17 protein-coding genes are annotated in these 22,707 nt (G+C 56.3%); 8 read left to right on the plus strand and 9 right to left on the minus strand.

Going from position 1 to position 22,707, the window contains the following annotated elements; genetic code table 11:
- Positions 1-881 precede the first annotated feature (881 nt).
- From AC6I6N_RS14830 to AC6I6N_RS14845, 4 genes are all read right to left on the minus strand, one after another.
- Positions 882-3,794 carry a putative bifunctional diguanylate cyclase/phosphodiesterase gene (locus tag AC6I6N_RS14830; protein WP_264672224.1) on the minus strand — a complete coding sequence of 971 codons (2,913 nt, stop codon included), beginning with the start codon at positions 3,792-3,794 and terminating at the stop codon, positions 882-884.
- A gap of 195 nt (positions 3,795-3,989) precedes the next feature.
- A complete protein-coding gene (gene lysA / locus AC6I6N_RS14835; RefSeq protein WP_094198127.1) occupies positions 3,990-5,258 on the minus strand; it encodes a diaminopimelate decarboxylase in 1,269 nt (422 codons plus the stop codon).
- A gap of 43 nt (positions 5,259-5,301) precedes the next feature.
- Positions 5,302-5,436 (minus strand): LPS translocon maturation chaperone LptM, encoded by a 135-nt coding sequence (gene lptM / locus AC6I6N_RS14840; protein WP_094198126.1) that lies wholly within the window; start codon positions 5,434-5,436, stop codon positions 5,302-5,304.
- Positions 5,437-5,532: 96 nt separating this feature from the next.
- Positions 5,533-7,980, minus strand: a complete 2,448-nt coding sequence (locus tag AC6I6N_RS14845; protein ID WP_094198125.1) for a penicillin-binding protein 1A — start codon at positions 7,978-7,980, stop codon at positions 5,533-5,535.
- Positions 7,981-8,099: 119 nt separating this feature from the next.
- Here AC6I6N_RS14845 and AC6I6N_RS14850 point away from each other — a divergent pair, with 119 nt between their 5' ends.
- The 3 genes from AC6I6N_RS14850 to AC6I6N_RS14860 are packed head-to-tail and all read left to right on the plus strand — an operon-like array spanning position 8,100 to position 10,924.
- Complete coding sequence (locus AC6I6N_RS14850) at positions 8,100-8,705, plus strand: shikimate kinase (protein ID WP_094198124.1); 606 nt, start codon at positions 8,100-8,102, stop codon at positions 8,703-8,705.
- On the plus strand, positions 8,706-9,794 hold the full coding sequence (aroB, locus tag AC6I6N_RS14855) for a 3-dehydroquinate synthase (RefSeq protein WP_094198123.1): 1,089 nt from the start codon (positions 8,706-8,708) through the stop codon (positions 9,792-9,794). It begins immediately after the preceding gene.
- Positions 9,795-9,799: 5 nt separating this feature from the next.
- Positions 9,800-10,924, plus strand: a complete 1,125-nt coding sequence (locus tag AC6I6N_RS14860; protein WP_094198122.1) for a deoxyguanosinetriphosphate triphosphohydrolase — start codon at positions 9,800-9,802, stop codon at positions 10,922-10,924.
- A gap of 8 nt (positions 10,925-10,932) precedes the next feature.
- On the opposite strand, the gene uvrA is transcribed toward AC6I6N_RS14860, so the two are convergent.
- Positions 10,933-13,896: an excinuclease ABC subunit UvrA gene (gene uvrA / locus AC6I6N_RS14865; RefSeq protein WP_094198121.1), complete on the minus strand. Its 2,964-nt coding sequence runs from the start codon at positions 13,894-13,896 to the stop codon at positions 10,933-10,935.
- A gap of 111 nt (positions 13,897-14,007) precedes the next feature.
- On the opposite strand from uvrA, the gene AC6I6N_RS14870 reads away from it, so the two are divergent.
- A complete protein-coding gene (locus tag AC6I6N_RS14870) occupies positions 14,008-15,219 on the plus strand; it encodes an MFS transporter (protein ID WP_094198120.1) in 1,212 nt (403 codons plus the stop codon).
- 259 nt (positions 15,220-15,478) lie between these two features.
- Complete coding sequence (gene ssb / locus AC6I6N_RS14875) at positions 15,479-16,006, plus strand: single-stranded DNA-binding protein (RefSeq protein WP_094198119.1); 528 nt, start codon at positions 15,479-15,481, stop codon at positions 16,004-16,006.
- Between the two features lie 127 nt (positions 16,007-16,133).
- Here ssb and AC6I6N_RS14880 read toward each other — a convergent pair whose 3' ends face one another.
- Complete coding sequence (locus tag AC6I6N_RS14880) at positions 16,134-17,360, minus strand: MFS transporter (protein ID WP_429647225.1); 1,227 nt, start codon at positions 17,358-17,360, stop codon at positions 16,134-16,136.
- Complete coding sequence (locus tag AC6I6N_RS14885) at positions 17,344-17,877, minus strand: Chromate resistance protein ChrB (protein WP_125277226.1); 534 nt, start codon at positions 17,875-17,877, stop codon at positions 17,344-17,346. The genes AC6I6N_RS14880 and AC6I6N_RS14885 overlap by 17 nt, the downstream gene beginning before the upstream one ends.
- Positions 17,878-18,433: 556 nt before the next feature.
- On the opposite strand from AC6I6N_RS14885, the gene AC6I6N_RS14890 reads away from it, so the two are divergent.
- The 3 genes from AC6I6N_RS14890 (at position 18,434) to AC6I6N_RS14900 (ending at position 21,056) form a co-directional block, all read left to right on the plus strand.
- Positions 18,434-18,982 (plus strand): ferritin-like domain-containing protein, encoded by a 549-nt coding sequence (locus AC6I6N_RS14890; protein WP_094198116.1) that lies wholly within the window; start codon positions 18,434-18,436, stop codon positions 18,980-18,982.
- 183 nt (positions 18,983-19,165) lie between these two features.
- A complete protein-coding gene (locus AC6I6N_RS14895) occupies positions 19,166-20,401 on the plus strand; it encodes a multidrug effflux MFS transporter (protein ID WP_230019447.1) in 1,236 nt (411 codons plus the stop codon).
- Between the two features lie 64 nt (positions 20,402-20,465).
- On the plus strand, positions 20,466-21,056 hold the full coding sequence (locus AC6I6N_RS14900) for a TetR/AcrR family transcriptional regulator (RefSeq protein WP_427956043.1): 591 nt from the start codon (positions 20,466-20,468) through the stop codon (positions 21,054-21,056).
- Here the strand turns inward: AC6I6N_RS14900 and AC6I6N_RS14905 are convergent, their stop codons facing one another.
- Both AC6I6N_RS14905 and AC6I6N_RS14910 read right to left on the minus strand, forming a co-directional pair.
- Positions 21,057-21,764: a GntR family transcriptional regulator gene (locus AC6I6N_RS14905; RefSeq protein WP_094198113.1), complete on the minus strand. Its 708-nt coding sequence runs from the start codon at positions 21,762-21,764 to the stop codon at positions 21,057-21,059.
- A 95-nt stretch (positions 21,765-21,859) separates the two neighbouring features.
- Entirely contained in the window at positions 21,860-22,600 is a 741-nt protein-coding gene (locus AC6I6N_RS14910) for a TSUP family transporter (protein ID WP_094198464.1), read from the minus strand.
- Positions 22,601-22,707: the final 107 nt, after the last annotated feature.

Genomic DNA, 22,707 nt, shown 5'->3' on the forward strand with positions numbered 1-22,707 from the left:
CCAAGTCTCGGCACCCTCGACAACAAAGGGGGCAGCAAGCCGAAGGCGTAGCGTGGGGGGACCGCTATTTGCTTGTTTTTTTGGTGGACCTTGAACGGTGTTTTTTGGGGTGGCATAGGCGCCGGAAGACGCCGCTGGTGTGCGGGTCAGCGTGTCGGGGCTTGAGCGCTGCCGGTGCTGCGCACCGGTACCCTTGTCGAAGTATGGCTACGGGCGCACCGTTAACTTGCCCGGTTGAGTGTTCCCCGGACACTCAACAAGCGTCGGGCGCGAACAGAACGGTGCTTGCATCCCTACGCCATACTCCGCCTGCGGCAGGCACTCTGAATTGCCCCGACACCCTGACCCGCACACCAGCGGCTCATAGTGTTTACTTATGGCCCCTCTGACCGCAGAGGGGGTGAGGGGCAAGTGGGCGATGGGAGGGGAAATTGCGTTTTTTTCTGTGTAGGGTGTGACTGGGCGCTTGTTGTTCCAAGAGGGGCCGGCGTAGCCTGTTGTAGAGTCAGAGTCAGAGTCAGAGTCAGAGTCCCAAAACAAAGCTAGCGTGGCGGCGGTATCTATTCCTTGAATCTGTTTCCAGCGTGACGCTTAGACATCGGTCTGCGTTTGGACAGGATTGCTCTCTGTATTAGGTGGTGCTGTCTGGCCAGACTCAGGGCTGTGATGCGGCCGGGTGTTGGGGCTTGTTCTGACTGTGATGCGTATCTTGGCGTGGCTTGCTGTAGATAACGGGAAAGTGAGCTGACTATTGGGGCGATGATGGTCAAAAAGCCTTTATAGCGTTCCTATGGCATTTGATACGAGTGCGCGTCCGTAGGTGGCGCAAGGTCTTGTCATGGGCCACCAAGGCCTGCTGTGGGCCTTGGGTGACTATCTATTTACATGGTTGGCGGGAATTTATCCTGGGACTCGATCAGGAACTGTTTGGCTGCGCCGTCGTGGACCAGGTCGGTGATGGCTTGGGCTTTGAGCAGTTCAGTCGGGGTGCAGGCTTTAGAGATGATGAAGCCTTGTACGTAGTCCACGCCCAGTTCTTGTAGGGCTTTTAGAGTGGGGACGTCTTCTACCCATTCGGCAATGCTGATCATGCCCAGGTTGTTGGCCAGTTCGACGATGGTGCGCACGATGGCGACGTTGGTTTCTTTTTTCAGCATGTCGCAGATCAGCGCGCCGTCGATTTTGATGGCGTCGGCGGGCAGTTCACGCAGGTAGGAGAAGGAGGTGTAGCCCGCCCCAAAGTCGTCCAGGGCAATGCGTACGCCCATTTTCTGCAGGCGTCGCATGAAGTTGCGGGTGTGCTCCAGATCATCCAGTGCCACGCCTTCGGTGATTTCAACGCACAATCGGCGGGCCAGGTGCTCGAAGCGGGCCAGAATGTCAAAGAGCCATTCGATGAAGGTGTCGTCGTTCAGGGACACGCCACTCAGGTTGATGGTGACCCATTGGGTCTTGCTCAGTTGGGCTTCGTGTTTGGCCATCCACTCTAGGGTGGCGGAGAACACCCATTTGTCGATGATGGTGATGGTGCCGCTTTCTTCAGCTGCTGCAATGATGCGGCCAGTAGGGATGAGCTGGCCGGAGGAGTCGCGCACGCGTAGCAGGGCCTCGAAGTTCAGGCTGTCCATGGGGCGGCGCAAGGCGGCGATGGGCTGCATTTCCAGGTAGAGTGCGCGGGAAGAACCGCCTTCCAGTTCTTCAAATAGACGCAGCTCTTCGGCGTGTTCTTGCAGGGCGTTGGAGTCCTGCCCATAGATGATCATGTCTTGATGCAGTCGGCGCGCGTCGCGGGAGGCTCGACTGGCGGCGGAGATGGCCTCTTGCGGAGCCATACCGGGTGCGACTTCGACCAGCCCCAATGTGCTGCGCAGGTTAAAGCTGCGGTTGCCCGCCAATACGGGGCTTTTGTTCAGCGACTCCAGTACGTTATTGGCCAGAGCGCGGGCTTGGTCCGGTTCGCAATCTTCAAAGATGATCACAAATTCATCGCTACCGATGCGACCGATTTTGTCTTCGCTGCGCAGAACGGATTCCAATTGTTCGCAGACTTTAAGCAGCAGGGCGTCACCCGAGGAATGGCCAAACGTACCGTTCACATATTTGATGTGGTTCAGGTCCAGATAAGCTAACAAGCAGGGTTTGTCGTTCTGGCTGCGATTGAGCAGACCATCCAGGGCTTTTTCGATTCCTCGCTGGTTCAGGACGTTGGTCACTGGGTCGTTGTCGGCCATCAGACGCAGCTGGCGGTAGGTCTCGGCGCGGGCGGTCACATCTTGCAGGGAGCCTTCAATGCACTGGTTGACGATGGCCACGCGCAAAGCGAATTGGCATGGCTGAGCATTCGCGTCGTAGTGGGTAATGGTGACATCCTGGCCGTTCTGGGTGCTTTGTGCGACAGCTTTCCAGTCTTGCTCGGGGAAAAAGTCCGTCCAGTAAATGGTAGTTTCGCTCGGGTCTGCTTCTATGTGGAGCATGCGGCTCAACATGGGGCTGATGCGCAAAAAGACACCGGACTCGTTCAAGGTGAACATGCCAACAGGGGTGACCAGGTAGTGCGCCATCAGCTCGTTACGGGCGCGCAGAGATTCGCTGCGATCCTCCCGCAAGCGTTCGCCTACAGCGAGAGCCACCATTAGGTTGGAGAGCAGGAAGGCGATGACGCCGTTAAAGTTCTCTACAAAGGTGGAATAGCCAAACGTCACCAGAAAGACGGACGAAATGAGCATGCACAAGGCCATGCTCAGTAGCACCAGTTGCCACAGTAAGATGCGCGAGCGGGTATGCAAGAGAACAGCTAGCAGCACGGCCGAGACGCAGCACAGCGCGTAGATGGTACTGATCCACATCAGGGGCTGGAACACTGAAGCTGGAGCGAGCAGGGATACGGGTAGCAGGATCAAGCCCAGTATGCCGACCGTGGGTAGCAAGCGTTGCAGGCGGGCGGTGGTGATGGAGTTGCCCAGCAAGACGGTGAACAGGGAGTAGCTCAGGATGAAGTAGCAGGCAATGGTGACCTGGCGCAGTACGGGCATGTACTGGGAGGGCAGGATCTGGCCTAGCCATTGAGTATCCCAACCCATCGCCATCGAACCCAGGCGTAGATTGCCAATCAGCCAGACAGACAGCAGCAGGTAAATCCAGGCGCGGTTGGTCGCGGCCAGCACCAGCATGAACATGGCCATGGTCAGCAAGCCGCCTTCCAGCAGCCCTATGCCACGGCTAAGGTGAATTGAAGAGTTGGTGACGTCAGAGCTGGCCCAGAGCTGGGCTTGCAGTAGCGTGGGACGTGAGGTCTGGACACGACACAGAACGGTGGCAGTGTGGCTTGTCTGGTCCAGTTCCAGGGTGTAGCTTTTGACCGGGGTCGGTGACAGGGCTGCAGGCGGGGACAGCTCGCTATTGCGCAGAGTCTTGCCGCTACGGGCATCTTCACAGTGCAGCGAGGAAATCGGGGAGGCGGGAAAGTGTAGGACTTGCTCTTGTTCAGGCAAGGGAGCAGGCAGGGTCAGCAGCAGCCAATGGGGCTCGTTCAGGTGCAGCCGTTGTTGGGACGGTGCATTTTCCAATTGCGTCAATAACTCTGGATCCGCATGCTCTTGTTGGCTGGCCAGTGCTTGAATGCCTAAATTTTGACCGGGAACGCTAGGGTAGCGATTGGGTAGGAACAACAATACCCATAACGTGAGCATGATCAGAAACAAAGGGATGACGTACAGACTTAAGCCGCGAATCAAGCGTTCGCTAGCCGATGTAACAGGCTCAAAGCTGTGGGTCGGTATCCCTGGGGTGGTCATGATGGTGGTACAGTCTCCAGCGCTTACCATCGAACTGTCTGGCCACTGACAGCGAAATCTGTGCTTTTCCGGCTAGGACGCAACAGGCCGGGATTGCGATGCCTGCTGATGGCAGCGCAATCCCGGCCTGTTTTACGGTCAGATTCGAGAGTTCTTTAAGGCTGAATGGTTGTAACCTGCATTCTTGCCCTGGATTTAGGGGAGCAATTGTTCGGTGGCAAACAAGCTTTCCAGTGTTTCGCGCGGGCGGATCACATGGACCTGATTCCCATCGACCAGAATTTCAGCCGCACGGGGGCGGGTGTTGTACTGGCTGGCCATGGTAAAGGCGTAGGCACCGGCGGACATAATGGCGATTAGATCGTCTTGTTGCAGCGCCAGTTGGCGGTCACGGGCCAGCCAGTCGCCGCTTTCGCAGATAGGGCCAACCAAATCGTAATGGGGGGTGTCCTCGCTTACGGGACGAGGGTTTACCGCTTCCACGCTGTGCCAGGCATCGTACAAGGTAGGGCGGATCAAGTCGTTCATGGCAGCATCAATGATGGCGAAGTTCTTGGTCTCACCATGCTTGAGGTATTCCACGCGGCTCAGCAGTACCCCGGCGTTACCCACCATGGAACGGCCAGGTTCCAGCACGATCTCCAGATGGCCCAGGCCGTTCTTGTCCAAGGCGGCAAAGACTTCGGTCAGCAATTGGGTGGGGGTAACCAAGGTTTCGTCAGTGTAGCGAATGCCCAGACCACCGCCCAAATCCAGGTGAGTCAGATTCACGCCTTGTTCCTTCAAGGCCAGGATCAGCTTGATCAGCTTGTCTAATGCGTCCAGATAGGGGCTGACCTCGGTGATTTGTGAACCGATGTGGCAGTCCACACCCACAATGTCCAGGCTAGGCAGTGCTTGGGCACGGGCGTAGATGCGAGGCGCTTGATCAATAGGCACGCCAAATTTATTGCCTTTCAGACCAGTGGAGATGTAGGGATGGGTGCGGGCATCCACGTCCGGATTCACGCGCAAGGAAACAGGTGCTTTCACATTCATGCGTTCTGCAACCTGGGCAACGCGTTCCAGCTCGCCTTCGGATTCAACGTTAAAGCATTTCACGCCTGCTTTCAGGGCCGCTTCGATTTCCCAAACCTGTTTGCCGACACCGGAGAACACGACTTTGCCTGGGTCGCCACCAGCGGCGATGACACGGGCCAGTTCACCGCCCGACACGATATCAAAGCCGGTTCCCAGACGGGCAAATTCTTGCAGAATGGCCAGATTGGAGTTGGCCTTCATGCCATAGCACACCAACAACTTGCGGCCCTGGCCGGCTACTCGATAGGACTCCCAAGCGTCGCGCAAGGCTTGGCGGGAGTACACATACAGAGGGGTGCCGAATTCTTCAGCCAGCTTGTTCAGTGGAACTTGCTCGGCGTGCAGCGTGTTGTTCTGAAATTGGAAGTGAGGTGCAACGGTCATGGTGTCGTCAAATAACAGAGGTTAAGCGCGAGCAGGGCGGAAATCAGCGCGGCGCTGTTTGGGCGTCCGCCGCTTCCTGCGCAGGAGGGTGATACAAGGGGCCTTTGTAGCCGCAAGCGCTGAGAAAAACGCTAAGTGTCAGCAAGGCCAGCAGGCGGGAAGAACGTAGTTTGTTCATAAGGTATTGAGCGAGTGCGGACAATGCAGAGCATTATGCCATTTTGAAGGGCAAAGCATAAAAAACGCCGGCGGTGCCGGCGTTTGGGTACTGGATCTAGAAGGGGACGAAGGGTTGCGTTTCAGCGCCCGAGGAGCCGGAGTCAGAGTCCAGTTGCCGCAGCAGGTCGCCAATCCCATCGTTTTGATCCCCACCGCCTTGTTGCAGGAAGTCGTCACCCGGAGCGGGTAGACCAACACGGGCAATGGCTTGTCCGGGCGGGAATTCGTCAAAGTAGAAATCCCCGTTGATGCGCGACAGGCCAGACGGCATAGGACCGGGAGGTACGATGGGCTTGTCTTTGAGTGCAGTGCGCATGTAGTTGATCCAGATAGGCATGGAGGCACCACCGCCGGTTTCACCTGAGCCCAGGCTGCGTGGCCTGTCAAAGCCCATCCAGGCAATACCGACCAGATCTGGCGTGTAACCAGCAAACCAAGCGTCCTGAGAGTCGTTGGTGGTGCCTGTTTTGCCACCAATGTCTGTGCGCTTCAATGTGCGCGAGGCGCGGGCGCCAGTACCGGAGGTCGCCACACCGCGCAACAAGTCGTTCATGACGTAAGCAGTGCGGGCATCAATGGCGCGTGCAGCGGCATCACCCGCCACAACGGGCTTGGCACGCATGATGACTTTATTGGTGCTGTCGGTGACGTAGTCGATCAGGTAGGGCTCGGTACGGTAACCGCCATTGGCAAAGACCGCGTAGGCGCCGGCCATTTGCAGGGGAGTCACGCTACCGGCACCCAGAGCCAGCGGCAGAACGGCAGGCTGACGGGCTTTGTCGAAACCAAAGCGAGTCACATAATCTTGCACGTACTTGGGGCCGACGGCCTGCATGATACGGATAGATACCATGTTTCTGGATTTGTACAAACCTTGACGCATGGTCAGCATGGGTTCGTACCTGCGCCCGTAGTTCTTGGGCGTCCATGGCTTGGAGCCGGTCTGGGCGGCGGTCAGAACAAAGGGTTCGTCCGAAATCTGGGTAGCAGGGGTTAAACCGCGCTCCAGTGAAGACGCGTAGATAAAGGGTTTGAAGGCGGAGCCGGGCTGACGCCAGGCTTGGGTGACGCGGTTGAACTTCCCATCTGAAAAGTGAAAGCCGCCCACCATGGCTTGAATAGCGCCGTCTTGCGGGCGTACCGATACAAAAGCAGCCTGCACCGCAGGCATATTCAGTACTTCCCAGTAATCGTCATTGCGGAACAGATAAACCACGGAGCCGCGCTGGATGCGTACGTCTGCTTTGGCATTTTTTACCAGGCCGCGAGCCACGATCTTCAAAGCGCGCTTGTCGTTGACATCAATAATTTGCTGGGCGGTACGGGCAACACGAATCTGGTTGGGGCTGGCGTCCAGCACCACGCCGGTCAGCAGGTCGCCCGTATCGGGGTACTTGTCCTGCAGGTCGTCCAGAATGGCATCTAACTGAGCGTGGTCGTTTTCAATATCAGCGGGCAGATCCACTTGGCCTTGAGGGCCGGTGTAAGGAGCTCGACGGGTGTAATCCAGAATACCGTTGCGCACAGCCAGGTAGGCAGCTTCCTGGTCGGTGGACTGGATCGTGGTGTAGATATTGAAACCGCGCGAGTACACATTGTCCTGGTAGACGCCGTACAGTAGCTGGCGTGCCAGTTCAGCCGCGTATTCACCGTGGATGGCATAGCCACCGGCGGGCGTGCCCAGGGCCGATTTCACAACGATTTCCTGTGCCAGGGCGTCTTGGTACTCTTGCTCGGTGATGTAGCCCAGCGAGCGCATGCGGCCCAGTACATAGGCTTGACGAGTTTTGGCGCGTTCGAAGTTGGCAATGGGGTTAAAGCGCGAGGGCGCTTTGGGAATGCCGGCCAGCATGGCGGCTTCTGCCGTTGTGATCTCGCCCAACTGCTTGCCCAAATAGGTTCGCGACGCTGCGGCAAAACCATAAGCACGGTGACCCAGATAAATCTGGTTCATGTACAGATCCAGAATCTGGTCTTTGGACAGTGTTGCTTCAATCTTGAAGGTCAGCAGCAGTTCGTAGAATTTGCGGGTATAGGTCTTTTCTGATGACAGGTAGAAGTTACGTGCTACCTGCATGGTGATTGTGCTGGCCCCTTGTGTCTTGGACATGTGGGTCATATTGGCCAGGGCGGCGCGACCTACCCCCATCCAGTCAATTCCACCGTGCTGGTAGAAACGGTCGTCTTCGGCCGCCAGAATGGCCGATTTCATGACATCGGGGATTTCGTCAAAACGCAGCACATTGCGGCGTTCTTCACCAAATTCGCCGATCAGCACCTTGTCCGCCGTGTAAATACGCAGTGGCACCCGTGGGCGATAGTCGATCATGGCGCTTAGATCGGGAAGGTTGGGCCAGGCTAAGGCCAGCGCCAGCGATCCGAGCAGGGCGGCACACAGACCAAGCCCCACAAAAAAGACCGAGGTCTTGATGATGAGGCGGGCAAGCCAGGAACCGGAGCTTTGCTCGGGTTTAGAATTGGGGGAGCGGGAAGAAGAACTCATTAGGGCTGATTTTAAAGTCCAAACGCAGCAGGACTGGGCCTCAAATCAAGTATCAATGTAACAAAATAATACTAAGCAGGCGGACTGTGCTTAGGGAAGGCTAATGGGATAATACACAAATGAACCACTCTTTACCCGCCGAGCTGATGCCTGTAGAACATCCTGATCCTTTATCAGACGCCGAGCTGCTCCATTTACAACAAACTGGCCCACGTCCCATTATTTTAGTGGGCATGATGGGAGCCGGTAAAACAACCATTGGCCGCCAATTGGCGCGGGAGCTCAAACGCGAGTTTATGGACCTTGACCACGAGCTGGAAGCCCGGAGCGGCGTGCGAGTGTCCACTATCTTTGAGTTCGAAGGCGAGCAAGGGTTCCGCAAACGTGAATCAGCGGTGCTCGATATTTGTTCGCGCCAGAGCGGTATCGTGTTGGCAACGGGAGGCGGGGCCATTTTGTCCGAGGCCAATCGCCAGATCATTAAAGATCGCGGTATCGTAGTGTACTTGTGTGCCACTGTAGACGAGCTGTACCGTCGCGTGGCCCGAGACCGTAACCGACCGCTGTTGCAAACAGCGGACCCACGCGCCCGCATCCAGGAACTGTTGCAAGCGCGCGAACCCCTCTATGAAGAAGTGGCGGATATCCGCTTTGAAACTGGCTCGGCGCCGGTTCATCATGCGGTGCGCCATTTATTGTCCCAGTTGAAAGAACGAGGTTGCTAAATGTCTGTAGTGCATGTTGACGCCCAGGGTGGCGCTTATCCCATCCAGATCGCCGCCGGGCGTCTGGCGCAGCTTGCAGGCACGGTGCCAGCCGATACGTCTGCCATTGCGATCGTCACTAATCCTACGGTGGCAGCCTTGTATCTGGCACCGGTCAAACAAGCCCTGGCCGCAACGGGCAAGCCCGTCCATGTGATCGAACTGCCCGATGGCGAGGCCTACAAGAACTGGGAATCTCTGAACCTGATTTTTGACGCGCTGCTGGGTGCTCATCTGGATCGCAAGGCCCTGATCGTGGCCTTGGGTGGTGGCGTTATTGGCGATATGGCCGGTTTTGCGGCAGCTTGCTTCATGCGCGGTGTGCGCTTTGTACAGGTCCCCACGACGTTGCTGGCGCAGGTGGATTCCTCGGTCGGTGGCAAGACAGCCATTAACCATCCGCTAGGCAAGAATATGGTGGGTGCGTTCTACCAGCCTATCGCCGTGGAAGTGGATACGGACGTACTCAAGACCTTGCCTGCTCGCGAAATTTCCGCTGGTCTGGCTGAAGTCGTCAAGTACGGCATGATTTACGATCTGGATTTCTTCAACTGGTGTGAGGAGCAGATCGCCCCCATGCGCCGTCTGGAGCAGGAGCAGATTGTTCATGCGATCCGCCGCTCCTGCGAGGTGAAAGCCGAGGTGGTTTCACAGGACGAACGCGAGTCGGGTCTGCGTGCTATTTTGAATTTTGGTCACACTTTTGGCCACGCGATTGAGTCCGGTATGGGCTACGGCCAGTGGTTGCATGGCGAAGCCGTGGGTTGCGGCATGATTATGGCTGCTGAGCTGTCCGCTCTGGTGTGTGGTTTGCCGGCTCAGGATGTCGCTCGTATCAAAGCCCTGGTGCAAGCTAGCGGATGCCCGATCACGCCACCACAATGGCCTGCAGACCGCTGGCTGGAGTTGATGCAGGTGGACAAGAAAAATGAAGGTGGCCAACTGCGCTTTGTGCTGCTGGATAAATTAGGCCATGCCAAGGTGCAGGCGGTCGCGCCGGATGTAGTGCGCCAGGCATTGGCCCGCTTTACAACGGTGGAACAGGAGTAAAACCGATGCAAATGCTTGCCGCTTATGCCTGTCGCCCTGAACAGTCCCGCGGCCGGCGTTACGCAGAGGCAGCGCCCCAAGGCCGCAACGCCTTTCAGCGGGACCGCGACCGGATTATTCACTGCAATGCGTTTCGTTTGCTGGAATACAAAACACAGGTTTTTATTAACCACGAAGGTGATTTATTCAGAACACGATTGACGCATAGTTTGGAAGTGGCCCAACTGGCGCGGGCCATTGCCCGCAATCTGGGTTTGCATGAAGACCTTATCGAAGCCATCTCCCTGGCCCATGATCTCGGTCACACTCCGTTTGGCCATGCTGGCCAGGACACGCTTAATAGCTGTATGCAGGAGTTGCGTCCCGAGGCCGGGGGCTTTGAGCATAATCTGCAAAGTCTGCGAATCGTGGACGAGTTGGAAGAGCGTTATGCCGCCTTCAATGGTTTGAACCTGTGTTTTGAAACCCGCGAGGGGATCTTGAAGCACTGTTCCCTAAAGCATGCGCGTGAATTGGGCGAAGTCGGCCAGCGCTTTATTGATCGCAGCCAACCGTCTTTGGAAGCGCAAATGGCCAATCTGGCCGATGAAATTGCTTACAACAATCACGATATTGATGACGGTCTGCGCTCTGGCTTGATTCGCTTGGAACAATTGCTGGAACTACGCCTGTTCCGTGCGCATTACGAGCATGTGCAGGCTCAGTATCCGGGCTTGAGTGGCCAGCGGCTGGTCGCTGAAATTATCCGTGGCATGATCAACACCCTGGTGGTGGATTTAACGGAAACCACGCGCGCCAAGCTGGAAGAACACCGTCCCGATAGTGCAGATGCAATCCGGAACCTGCCGCGCCTGGCCGGTTTTTCGCCCGAGCTGCGCGCCCAGGCCGATGAGCTTAAACGTTTTTTGCACGCCAATCTGTACCGTCATTACAAAGTGGTGCGCATGATGAACAAGGCGCAACACATCGTGCGTGACCTGTTTCAGGCGTTTGTGGATGATCCGCGTCTATTAGCAGCCGAACATAGGCGCGAAGATCCGATTGCACAGGCTCGTGCTGTGGCTGACTACATCGCTGGCATGACGGACCGTCATGCCATTCGTGAGCACGACGCTATTTTCAAGATGTAGGTTTTGCTTTAACGCTGCAGCAAAGGCTTCAAATAACGCCCGGTATGGCTTTGCTCGCAAGCAGCAACAGTCTCCGGGGGGCCTTGCACCACAATTTGCCCACCGCCATGGCCGCCTTCTGGCCCCATGTCCACAATCCAGTCTGCGGTCTTGATCACATCCAGATTGTGTTCAATCACGACCACGCTATTGCCGGACTCAACCAGCTTGTCCAAAACTGCCAGCAAGACAGCAATGTCCTGAAAGTGCAGGCCAGTTGTAGGTTCGTCCAGCACATACAAGGTCTGGCCGGTGCTGCGTTTGGACAGTTCCAGTGACAGTTTCACCCGCTGCGCCTCACCACCAGACAGGGTGGTCGCGCTTTGACCCAGGCGGATGTAGGACAGACCCACATCGATCAAGGTGGTCAGTTTGCGTGCAACCGCAGGGACTGCATCAAAGTATTCCAGTGCCTGCTCAACCGTCAGGTCCAGCACTTCGCTGATATTGCGGCCCCGGTAGCGAATATCCAGCGTCTCGCGGTTGTAGCGACGGCCCTGGCACACATCACAAGGTACATAAACGTCAGGCAGAAAATGCATCTCTACCTTGACTACGCCATCGCCCTGGCAGGCCTCGCAGCGGCCGCCTTTGACGTTAAAGGAGAAGCGGCCTGGGTCGTAGCCACGCAACCGTGCCTCGGGCACGCTGGCGAACAGTTCACGAATGGCGGTGAACATGCCTGTGTACGTGGCTGGGTTACTGCGCGGGGTGCGACCAATTGGGCTTTGGTCGACGTTGATGATTTTGTCGAAGTGCTCCAGCCCTTCCATGCGCTCGTAGGGCGCGGGTTCGGCATGGGCACGGTGCAGCAAATGTGAGAAGGCGGTTGCCAGTGTGTCGTTGATCAGTGTGGACTTGCCCGAACCGGACACGCCTGTAATACAGACCAGTCGTCCGGCCGGAATTGCCAAATCAACGGACTTCAGGTTATTGCCGCTGGCACCGTACAGGCGCAGCCAGTTCAGGCTGTCGTCAACGGGACGTCGTTTGGGAACGGCAATCTGGCGCTTGCCGGACAGGTACTGGCCGGTTAGAGACTTGGCGTTCTGGGCCAGCTCTGCGGGTGTGCCTTGGGCGGTGATTTGCCCGCCATGTTCGCCCGCGCCGGGGCCCATGTCGATGACATAGTCGGCGGTGCGTATCATGTCCTCGTCGTGCTCGACCACGATCACGCTATTACCCAGGTCCCGCAGGTGCTGCAGGGTCTGGATCAGCTTGTCGTTATCGCGCTGGTGCAGGCCAATGGAAGGCTCGTCCAGCACATACATTACGCCGGTCAGACCGGAGCCGATCTGGCTGGCCAGACGAATACGCTGCGCCTCGCCACCGGAAATGGTGTCGGCGCTGCGGTCCAGAGACAGATAGTTCAGACCCACATTGTTCAGAAATTCCAGCCGCAGGCGGATTTCACGCACGATGCGGTCGGCAATCTCTTTTTTCGCGCCTGTTAACGACAGACGCTCGAACCAGGCCAGGCAGTCAGACAAGGCCAGGGCTTCGACTTCATAAATGGCCAGACCCTTGGCTTGTCCTTGAGTTGTAGAGTTGGTTTGTACGCACTGTACGGCATTGTCAGACAGCGTGTCGACAATGATGGCTGCTGGGTTGGCAGACACGGTGCCTGCATGATGCTGGCACCCCGCATGGCTGGGAATGGGATCATCCCCAATACGGACGTGACGCGCTTCCAGACGCAGACGTGCGCCATGGCAGGCCGGGCATGTCTGGGTGCGACGCAGCTTGTTTAGCTCCTCGCGTACGGCGCTGGAATCGGTTTCCGCCCAGCGACGTTGCAGATTTGGAATGACCCCTTCAAATGGGTGCGTTTTTACTGTGGTGCGTCCTTTCTCATTCAAATAGAGAAAGGGGATTTCTTCCGCGCCAGAGCCATACAGCACGGTGCGGCGCAGTTCTTCGGGCAGGGACTCGAAGGGGGCCTCGATATCAAAGTGATAATGGGCCGCCAGACTGGTCAGCAAGGTATAGGTAAAGGCATTGCGTCGATCCCAGCCTGCAATGGCACCGCCTGCCAGACTCAGCTCTGGAAAGGCCACTACCCGTTCAGGGTCAAATACATCCACTTGTCCCAGGCCGCTACAGTCTGGGCAGGCACCTGCCGGGTTATTGAAGCTGAACAGGCGCGGCTCCAGCTCGGGCAGGGAGTAGTCACAGACCGGGCAGGCGTAGTGGCTGGAATAGGGTTGCTCCAAACCGGTATCCAGATTGACCACCAGACAGCGGCCATTGCTGGTGGACAAAGCCGTCTCCAGGCTCTCGGCAAGACGCTGCTGGCTATCCGGTTTGATACGTAGCCGGTCTATGACCAGATCCAGATCATGGGCCTGCTCGGCATTGAGCGCGGGCAGGTCTTCAATGCTGGAGATCTCGCCATCGACGCGCACCCGTACAAAGCCCTGGGCTTGCAGACCGCGCAGCTCCCGCTGCAGATCGCCCACCAGGGCGCGGTACATGGGAGCCAGGACGGCAATGCGGGATTCAGGCTCCCATTGCAGAATCTGGTCTACCATCTGGCTCACGCTATGGGCCTGCAAGGCCAAGTGGTGTTCCGGGCAGTAAGGAGTTCCGACGCGCGCGTACAATAGGCGCAAATAATCGTGGATTTCGGTAGTGGTTCCCACGGTGGAGCGCGGGTTATGACCTGCTGCCTTTTGCTCGATGGCAATGGCAGGCGACAAACCTTCGATCAAGTCCACATCTGGCTTGTCCATCAGTTGCAAAAACTGACGTGCATAAGCGGACAGGCTTTCCACATAGCGCCGCTGGCCTTCGGCATATAAGGTGTCGAAGGCAAGAGACGACTTCCCAGAACCGGACAGCCCTGTCAGCACGACCAATTGGTGGCGTGGCAGGTCTACGGAGACGTTTTTCAGGTTGTGGGTACGGGCACCACGAATGCGGATGGCTTCCATCGCTTTATTTAGGCTTGTCAAAAGGCAACTTGCTACTATAGCGCGTTGCGTCAGAATTTATGTGAACGGGTATCCGGGCTCTCTGCTAGCCCAGTTGTGACAGAGTATTAAATGAGTACACACCAAACCATGAATACGGCCGGATCGCGCCCAGAGCGCTTGAGTCTGACTCAGCAAGAGCGCAAGGCCAGCATCTTGCTGGCTTTGCTGTTTGCCTGTCGAATGCTGGGTCTGTTTTTACTGACTCCGGTTTTTGCGGTTGCCGCCCATTCCCTGCCCGGCGGTAACGATGCCGCGCGAGTCGGTCTTGCATTGGGTGCCTATGGTCTGACCCAGGCTGTTTTGCAGATTCCTTTGGGGATGGCATCAGACCGTTTTGGGCGTAGGCCGATTATTGTCATCGGCATGGCCTTGTTCGTGGTCGGCGGGGTGATCTCGGCGCTGGCACAGAATATTGACTGGGTGACGGTAGGCCGCTGTATTCAAGGTCTGGGGGCGGTGTCGGCAGCCATTTCCGCCTGGGTAGCCGACTCCACTCGCCCCGAAGTACGTACACGCGCCATGGCCATGGTGGGTGGGTCTATTGGCCTGTCCTTTGCCGTCTCGCTGGTGCTCTCGCCGGTGTTGGTAGGGCAATTTGGCCTGTCGGGACTGTTCTGGGCCATCAGCTTGCTGGGCTTTGTCTGTTTGTTGATTGCTGCTTTTGTGGTGCCCAGTGCGCCTAAAGCGCCAGCCTCGATTGTGCAGGTCACGGCCGGACAGGTTCTGCGTCACCTGGACTTATTGCGACTGAACTTTGGCGTGTTCTGTCTGCACTTTATCCTGATGTCCCTGTTCATTGTGGTGCCGGGCATTCTGGCTACCTTGGGCGGCTATAGCACTCAGGATTTGTGGAAGGTGTACTTGCCCGTTATCTTGGTGTCTTTTGTGCTGATGGTGCCTGCGGTGTTCTGGACAGAGACCCGCAAACGTCACAAACACGCGTTGGAACTGGCCGTTTTGCTGTTGATTGTGGTGCTGGCCGTCATGCCTTGGGCGCGTGACTCGCTGGTTCCCATGGTGGCAGCGCTGACTTTTTTCTTTATTGGCTTTAACGTGCTGGAAGCTTTGCAGCCTTCGTTGGTGTCGCGCGTCGCGCCGCCAGAATATAAAGGTTTGGCGCTGGGTTTTTACAACACCTCCCAGTCCCTGGGCGTGTTTGCCGGCGGCCTGATCGGGGGCGTGCTGGCTGGGCGAGGGCTCACCCAATGGGTGTTGTGGACCGGCGCCGCGTTGGCTGTGCTGTGGTTGCTGACCGCGCGTGGTTTCAAAGATAAATATTAGAAGGTATTGCCTGTTACGCTTGTGCAAAGACGTGGCAGGCAGCAGCAAGTAAAGTGGCCGGATTGGCCTCAAGAATCAAGAGCTGGGCGTAACAGGTGACTTTGCCGGGTGCTTAGCCATATACGCCGTTCAAGGTGCCGTAACGGGATCGTTTGCGTGGACAAAACGGCCCTTCCTGGAGTGGGGAGGGAGTGTTAATTAAGGCACGAATCCACGATAATACGGCTTGATATAGAATTTTTGACTACAGGATTTTTTCATGGCATCGGTAAATAAAGTCATTCTGGTGGGCAATCTTGGCCGCGACCCAGAAGTACGCTACAGCGCAGAAGGCTCGGCCATCTGCAATATTTCCATTGCCACGACTTCGCAGTGGAAAGACCGTACCTCCGGCGAGCGCCGCGAGGAAACCGAATGGCACCGTGTGGTGTTCTATAACCGTCTGGCTGAAATCGCGGGCGAATACCTGCGCAAAGGCCGCCCCGTCTACGTAGAAGGTCGTTTGCGCACCCGTAAATGGACGGGCCAGGACGGTCAGGAGCGTTTCACCACGGAAATTATCGCCGAGCAAATGCAAATGCTCGGTGGCCGCGACGGTGGTGGTGAGATGGGTGGTGGCAGTATGGGCGGTGGTGAATACGGTGGTGGCGGTGGTGGTGCACCGGCACCGCAACGTGCTCAGCGTCCAGCGCCTCAACAACAACAGCAGCAACAACAACAGGCTCCACGTAATACCGCTCCTATGTCGGACAATCTGGCCGATATGGATGACGATATTCCGTTCTAAAACCTACTAAGCCAAAGTTCAAAGGCCCTTGCCAGTACCGTGCTGGCAGGGGCTTTTTTGTGGGGTTTCGACACAAGCACATTGGCTGCCAATAATGGCCTGTCGCTTGAGGGACTCAGGCCGTGGCTTAGAACGCTCCTTGGGTTGAGTGTCGTAGGGTGAGCAAACCTACCCCAGTCAAAATCGCAAAAAGTGCGCCAGCGGCAAAGGTGCCTTGGAAGCCAATGGTGTCCCAGAGCATACCGGCAATAACACTGGCCAGCAGCAAGGCGATGCCGATTAGCAGATGGAACAGGCCAAAGGCGGTGCCACGCAGTTCGGCGGGGGCGCTGTCGGCAATCAGGACGCTGAACAGGCCTTGGGTAAAGCCCATATGCAGGCCCCACAAAGCAACGCCCAGACCCAAACCCAGCAAGCCGGGGACAAAGGCCAGGAGCAGGTCGGCTGCAATCAGCAGGGTCACTCCGATCAGGAGCAGGTCGGTTTTACGCATGCGATCCGACAGCACACCTGCAGGGTAGGCAGACAGGGAAAAGGCCACTCCCATGACAACCAGGACGGCTGGAGCCCACATGGGTGGTAAGCCGCTGGCCTCTGCGCGCAAGAGAAGGAAGGCTTCGCTGAAACGGGCCAATGTAAAGGCCAGACCAATGGCGACAATCGACCAATAGCGGGAACCCAAACGGCTCAGGTCTTCCCGGTTCAGGGGTAGTTTGCGGGGGCGGGTGTTGGCGGGTAAGGTGGGCTCGCGCACAAAGAGCACCAGAACGGCGATCGAAGCAAAGGCAGGCAGCACGGCAACCCAGAAGATCAACTGGTAATTATTGGCTGTCCACCACATCAGCCCGATGGCCAGCAGGGGGCCGACAAAGGCGCCAACGGTATCGAGCGTTTGCCGCAAACCGTAGGCCGCCCCACGCGATTCGGGGCCAGTGACATCGGCGATCAGGGCGTCACGGGGGGCACCGCGTATGCCTTTGCCGATGCGGTCTACAAAGCGGGCGCCGACCAGCCAGTCCAGTGAGTTTGCCAGGGGAAAAATGGGTTTGGTCAGGGCTGCCAGCCCATAGCCAATGACGGCCAGCAGTTTACGCTTTCCAAAACGGTCGCTGACCGCGCCGGAAAACACTTTCATGATGGAGGCGGTGGCCTCGGCAATGCCTTCGATAACGCCTACTGCCAGTACCGAGGTACCCAGGACGGTAACCATGTAAATGGGCAGCAGAGCGTGGATCAGTTCTGAGGAAATGTCCATGAACATGGATACAAAGCCCAATGCCCAGACGCTGCGGTGAATGCTGGCCCTGGAGGGGGCGGCGGCCGGTGTCGGTGCAGGATCAGCAGTTTTCTTCATGAGCGTCATAGACCATCTGGGCATACGCATCCAGCCGTGCCTGACACGCTTGCAGACGCTCTTGGGCAAGCGGTGCCAGGGGGGCGCCATAAAAATCCAGCTTCCGGATTTTCTCGTACCAGTTTTCCAGTTTCTTAAGGTCAGTTTCTTCTTCGTCCAGTTCGGCATAGGTGAATTTCTGAATCGAAATTTCCTTGTCGATCTCGGCCTCGAAGTCTTTGCACCGGCCCAGCAGCTCCTGATACTGATCGTTGCGCTCGTCCGTGAAACGGGCGATGACCTTGTTTTCCTGGGCCTTGTCCAGTGCAATGGTTTCCAGCAAGACGCATTCGCCTTGCATGGTGGCGATGTCGTTTTCCAGCACCTTTAGGCGGCGTACATGCTCGTCGGTTTTGGGCAGCACGCACACCCCGTTTTGCAGATACACCGCGCCCAGGCTTTTCAAACGTCGCCATAGTGCCAGGCGTTTGGCACTAGGCTCAGAGGGGACTTTATAGGTCAGAAGTAGCCATCTCATTGATGTCATAACAATCAAGAAGTAGTAACGACCGTTTCATATTAATCGATGTTGTCGTTTTTTTATGAAAGGAGGCGATAAATAAAAAACATATCAATACTGGCTTGAGACAGGCCGTTGATAGCGTCGAACCTGTATCCAAGTGTTTGAGCTTGTATCTCTGCTTGAGAAGGGCGATAGCCGTTTTTATTGGGGAAAACCAGTAGCAAATTTCGTGCTTAGCCCGCATGGATGGTGATTTTGAGCGGCTTTCATACGGCCTGATTTTCAGTTTTTTATTGCTCAAAGACCTAGTTTCCTGCAACTGGAGGCGGCTGTTTTGCGCTTTCCAAGCCAAGGGGCAATCGCTACCATGAAAGGCACCTATTCACTTTGTTCAGTTTCTTGCGCGACCGGTTTGGATCACCAGCAGCGTGCAGACTTCAAGCCCAGGTTTAGGTAAAGCGCTTGTCCTTAGGGCAAGCACTTGTTGGTTATGGAGTCCGTGTGTTCGTTTCCGGTTGTTGCACGATACAGTGCCGCGCTTTTGCGGTGGGAATCAATACGGAGGAATGCAATGAGTAAGCACAAAGCTGATAAACCCAGCCAAGGTCCTATCGATGTTGCTGCTATCCGCGCAGCTGCCAAGAAGTTTGTGGACGATGGTGCGGTGGCATCCGGCTACAAGGGCAATCGTGAAGAGATCATCCAAATGCTCAATGAGGCTCTGGCCACTGAGCTGGTCTGTGTGATGCGCTACAAGCGCCACTACTTTACTGCCACCGGTTTGAACAACGAGCCTATCAAAGCCGAGTTTCTGGAGCATGCCCAGCAAGAGGCCGAGCATGCCGACCGCATTGCCGAACGTATTGTGCAGTTGAACGGCGAGCCGGATTTCAATCCCAAAAACCTGGCCCAACGCAGCCATGCGGAATATGACGATAGCGGTGACATCAAATCCATGATTCGCGCCAACCTGATTGCCGAGCGTATTGCCATCGAGTCCTATCGCCAAATGATTGAACGCATTGGTGACACCGACCCGACCACTCGCCAGATGCTGGTCGAGATCATGGCCGTGGAAGAAGAGCACGCTGATGACATGGGTGATTTGCTGGACATTTAAGTTTTAGCTGCTCAGGCGCTCAGGAACCCCGGTATTTACCGGGGTTTTTTTTCGCCCACATCCTGAAAAAGAGTACAGTAACGACTTTCCTACCTATCGGTAGGTAGTTTGGATTGAAATTGCTATGGACAGGGGTGTCAGTGTGTTTGGGTTTTTGTTTTTCCGTGCGACAGAGAGTGCAACATGAGTGATTTGTCACGTACCAGGAGCCTGGCTTGGTCATTGATCTTGTTGCTGGCCATGTTGACGGCATTGGACGCGATGGCAATCGATATGTATTTGCCGGGTATGCCTGCCATTGCGCAGGAGCTGGGAGTTTCCTCGGGACGGATTCAGCAAACGCTGTCTATCTTTCTGGCGGGCCTGGCTTTGGGGCAAGGTATTTATGGCCCTTTGCTGGACCGTTTCGGGCGCCGAGTTCCCTTGCTGCTGGGCGTTGTCATCTTTGTGATTGGTTCGATTCTTGGTGCTTTGGCCACATCGGTTGAGGCTTTGCTCCTTGCGCGTTTTATTCAGGCCTTGGGTGCGGCAGCAGGGCTCGTCACACCGCGCGCGATTGTGGCGGATTTGTGCGATATGAAAGAGTCGGCACGCATCTTTTCGTTATTGATGCAGGTGATGATGATCGCACCGATTGTGGCTCCTATTTGGGGCGCGTATTTATTGCGCCATGCAGATTGGCGGGCCATTTTTTGGATGTTGGCTTTTTTAGGGACGATGGGTTTGTTGTGGGGGCTCAAGACCATCCCGGACTCCTTGCCCGTGACGCAGCGTGTTCCTTTGAATCCCGGTCATATTGTTCGCGCCTATGGACGCGAGCTGGGCAATAAGCCATTCATGGCGTATACCGGTTCCGGTGGTTTTGCACTGGCTGCCTTATTTGTTTATATCAGTGGCTCGGCTTTTGTGTTCACGCAGCATTTTGCTTTGTCGCCCGCTGTGTTCAGTTATGTGTTTGCCGGTAACTCGGTGGCGTTGGTCCTGGGTGGGGTCGTCAGCAATTACGTGTTGAAGGCCGGGATGCCTACTTCTCGGGTGCTGGCCTTAGGGCTGATTGTCCATACGGCTTCGGCCTGGCTCTTGTATGTGGCGGTGCAAGCAGACGTGGCGGGCCTGATCCTATATGCCGCCTTGATCGCCATGTCGGTCGGTTCTTTAGGAATGGTTTTTGGTAACGTGACGGCCTTGACCATGAACGTGGCTGGCCCTCAGGCTGGTACCGCTGCGGCCTTGATGGGTATGTTCCATTATCTGATTTCGGCGGTGGTGGGCTACATCGTCAGTCTGGCGGTGCCTGGGCCGCACGTTGTGCCTTTGGCGATTGGTGGCTGCGGTCTGCTGTCGATTCTGTTGTATGTTCTGGCCGGCCGTTGCCGCACGGTAACAAGATCGGTCGGGGAGCTGGGGACTGTAAAATAAGCGTTTGCGGCGGGCCGTGATGGTGGCCTTGATGATGAGTCTTTGACTGAGAGCGTGTTGGACTGTGAGCAAAACCACGACTGAAAAACTGCAGGATGCCGCGTTGGCGCGCTTTGCTGTTCAGGGCTTTGATGCCACCACCATGAACGAGATTGCCGCGGATGTGGGCATTAAAAAGCCCTCTGTCTATGCCCATTTTCGCAACAAGGATGAGCTGTTTCTGAGCCTGATTCCAAAGATTGTGGATGATGAGCTGAACCATGCACGTCAGGTTCTGCAAGGGGGCGATGAGATCAAGCAGCAGTTGCGGGCCTATCTGGAAGGGATACAGGAGCGCTTTGAGCAATCGCATCAAGTACGTTTTTGGATTCGTACCTTATTTGCCCCGCCTGTGCATTTGTACGATGTGGTGATGGAACCCATGCACGTGTTTATGGAGGACCTGGAAAGCATCATCCATCAGGCCCTGGAGCTGTCTGCCCTGACTAAGTCCGAGACGGGTTTACGTGTGGATACCTTGGCCATGACTTACATGGCCTTGATCGACAGCCTGCAAAGCGAGTTGTTGTTTGGTGGCGCACACAAGTACCAACGGCGCCTGGCATCGGTTTGGATGGTCTTTGAGACCGCGTTAAGAGCGAGCCGCTCTGCTTGATCAGGTTTTCTCGCCGTTTTGGGCATCCTGATAGGCCTTGGCCGCATTGTGTACGTGCTGGGTCGCCAGCAGGTTGGCCAGATCGCTGTTACCGGCCACAACCGCGTTCAGGATTTGGGCGTGATCTTCCCAGTTCTGGCGGATGCGCTGCAGATTGCTGGGGGCAAAGAGCAGCGCGGTGCGATCACGTAAGGAGCGCATCAGCTCGGTCAGTACGATATTGCCCGACATGGTGGCCAGGGTTTCATGAAATTGCCGGTTCAGGGATTTGAGCAATTCCAGATTGCCGGCATCCATGGCTTCATGGCCCTGACTCAGAATGGTTTGCAGTTTTTCAATATTGGCCGGGTCCTGGCGTTGAGCGGCCAACTTGGCATTAAGCCCCTCAAGAGTGGCGCGCACTTCAGCCATGTTATAGGCAATCTCGGCCGACAATACGGCCACGGAGGCCCCCCGTCGTGGTTCGATAGTGACCAGGCCTTCGGAGGCCAGCTCGCGCAGGGCTTCCCGTACAGGAATACGTGAGACCCCCAGCTCGCTCGCCAGTTTGCCCTCCACCAGGCGGTCGCCAGGATGGAATTCACCGCTCAGAATACGTTCACGCAATTGGTCGCGTATTACCGCAAACAATGAGGCATGCTGATCACCCAAGCGGCGGTTATCCGCATCGACAAGGGAATTGGGAAGGTTGAAACTGGGGATATTCATGGTACGACCTGTGCAATCGGGCAAAAGGGCCAGACACGATTATACGGTGTAGGCGCACTTTTCTGAATATGGTATACAGTTTGGGGGCTAAGTATTCAGTGCCACAGCGTGCGTGCAATCAAGACCAGGGCGCTGATGGAACAAATACCCAATAGCAGCCTGCGCATTAATGGCAGGCTGACTTGATGGCGTAATTGTCCTGATAGAGCAAAACCCAGCAACATGAATGGGTAGAGCACAATGCTGAGCATGGCTTGTTGCAAGGAGAACAGGCCAACCAGCATCAGCAATACCAAAGACAGGCTCGCGCCTAGAAAGAGAATAAGGCCGAGTGACGCGCGTAGCTGTGCCGGCGCCAGATTCTGCATGGCAATTGCCAGGGCAGGGGCGCCGACCGAGGTTAGCGTGCCCATGATCCCCGATGCAATACCCGCCAGAATCATGTTGCGTGTGGAGGGTAGTATTCGCAGGCCCCAGGCGCTGAGAGCGACTGCGCCCAAGATGGCAAATGCAAAACCCAGGTTGACGGCGGCTATCGGTAGTTGCGTCATACCCAAGACAGCGATAAGCGAGCCCGTGGCCCGCCCGCCCAGCGCGCAGACCACGACATTAGGCACGATATGTTGACGTTCTCGCAGGGCCGCCAGTAAAGAGACGCTACCGCCCAAGGCCAACAGCGGCCCTGGTACTAGCTGTGGGAAGATCAGGGCGGCAATGGGCGCCACCAGCATGGCAAATCCAATCCCTCCCACTCCTTGTAAAAACGCGGCCAAAACCACCAGGCAGGCCATCAGCAGCCAGGACAGCGGGTCCACGAGGTCAATTAAAGCCGCCATAAACATCCTTTTATTTGTATAAGGTATTCAATCTAAGTGTTTCAAACATGAAATTCTTAGAGTTTTCCCCAGTTTTTGATAGTTTTTTCTGATTTTGATCATTAATT

The organism is Alcaligenes sp. LTN-3, from assembly GCF_059735605.1.

Bases quoted from the DNA above. Each gene is read 5' to 3' on its own strand.
- AC6I6N_RS14860 (WP_094198122.1), top strand. From the start codon at position 9,800: ATGCAAATGCTTGCCGCTTATGCCTGTCGCCCTGAACAGTCCCGCGGC.
- lptM (WP_094198126.1), bottom strand. From the start codon at position 5,436: ATGAACAAACTACGTTCTTCCCGCCTGCTGGCCTTGCTGACACTTAGC.
- uvrA (WP_094198121.1), bottom strand. From the start codon at position 13,896: ATGGAAGCCATCCGCATTCGTGGTGCCCGTACCCACAACCTGAAAAAC.
- AC6I6N_RS14830 (WP_264672224.1), bottom strand. From the start codon at position 3,794: ATGACCACCCCAGGGATACCGACCCACAGCTTTGAGCCTGTTACATCG.
- AC6I6N_RS14890 (WP_094198116.1), top strand. From the start codon at position 18,434: ATGAGTAAGCACAAAGCTGATAAACCCAGCCAAGGTCCTATCGATGTT.
- AC6I6N_RS14845 (WP_094198125.1), bottom strand. From the start codon at position 7,980: ATGAGTTCTTCTTCCCGCTCCCCCAATTCTAAACCCGAGCAAAGCTCC.
- ssb (WP_094198119.1), top strand. From the start codon at position 15,479: ATGGCATCGGTAAATAAAGTCATTCTGGTGGGCAATCTTGGCCGCGAC.
- AC6I6N_RS14885 (WP_125277226.1), bottom strand. From the start codon at position 17,877: ATGAGATGGCTACTTCTGACCTATAAAGTCCCCTCTGAGCCTAGTGCC.
- AC6I6N_RS14905 (WP_094198113.1), bottom strand. From the start codon at position 21,764: ATGAATATCCCCAGTTTCAACCTTCCCAATTCCCTTGTCGATGCGGAT.
- AC6I6N_RS14880 (WP_429647225.1), bottom strand. From the start codon at position 17,360: ATGAAGAAAACTGCTGATCCTGCACCGACACCGGCCGCCGCCCCCTCC.
- AC6I6N_RS14895 (WP_230019447.1), top strand. From the start codon at position 19,166: ATGAGTGATTTGTCACGTACCAGGAGCCTGGCTTGGTCATTGATCTTG.
- aroB (WP_094198123.1), top strand. From the start codon at position 8,706: ATGTCTGTAGTGCATGTTGACGCCCAGGGTGGCGCTTATCCCATCCAG.
- AC6I6N_RS14870 (WP_094198120.1), top strand. From the start codon at position 14,008: ATGAGTACACACCAAACCATGAATACGGCCGGATCGCGCCCAGAGCGC.
- AC6I6N_RS14910 (WP_094198464.1), bottom strand. From the start codon at position 22,600: ATGGCGGCTTTAATTGACCTCGTGGACCCGCTGTCCTGGCTGCTGATG.
- lysA (WP_094198127.1), bottom strand. From the start codon at position 5,258: ATGACCGTTGCACCTCACTTCCAATTTCAGAACAACACGCTGCACGCC.
- AC6I6N_RS14850 (WP_094198124.1), top strand. From the start codon at position 8,100: ATGAACCACTCTTTACCCGCCGAGCTGATGCCTGTAGAACATCCTGAT.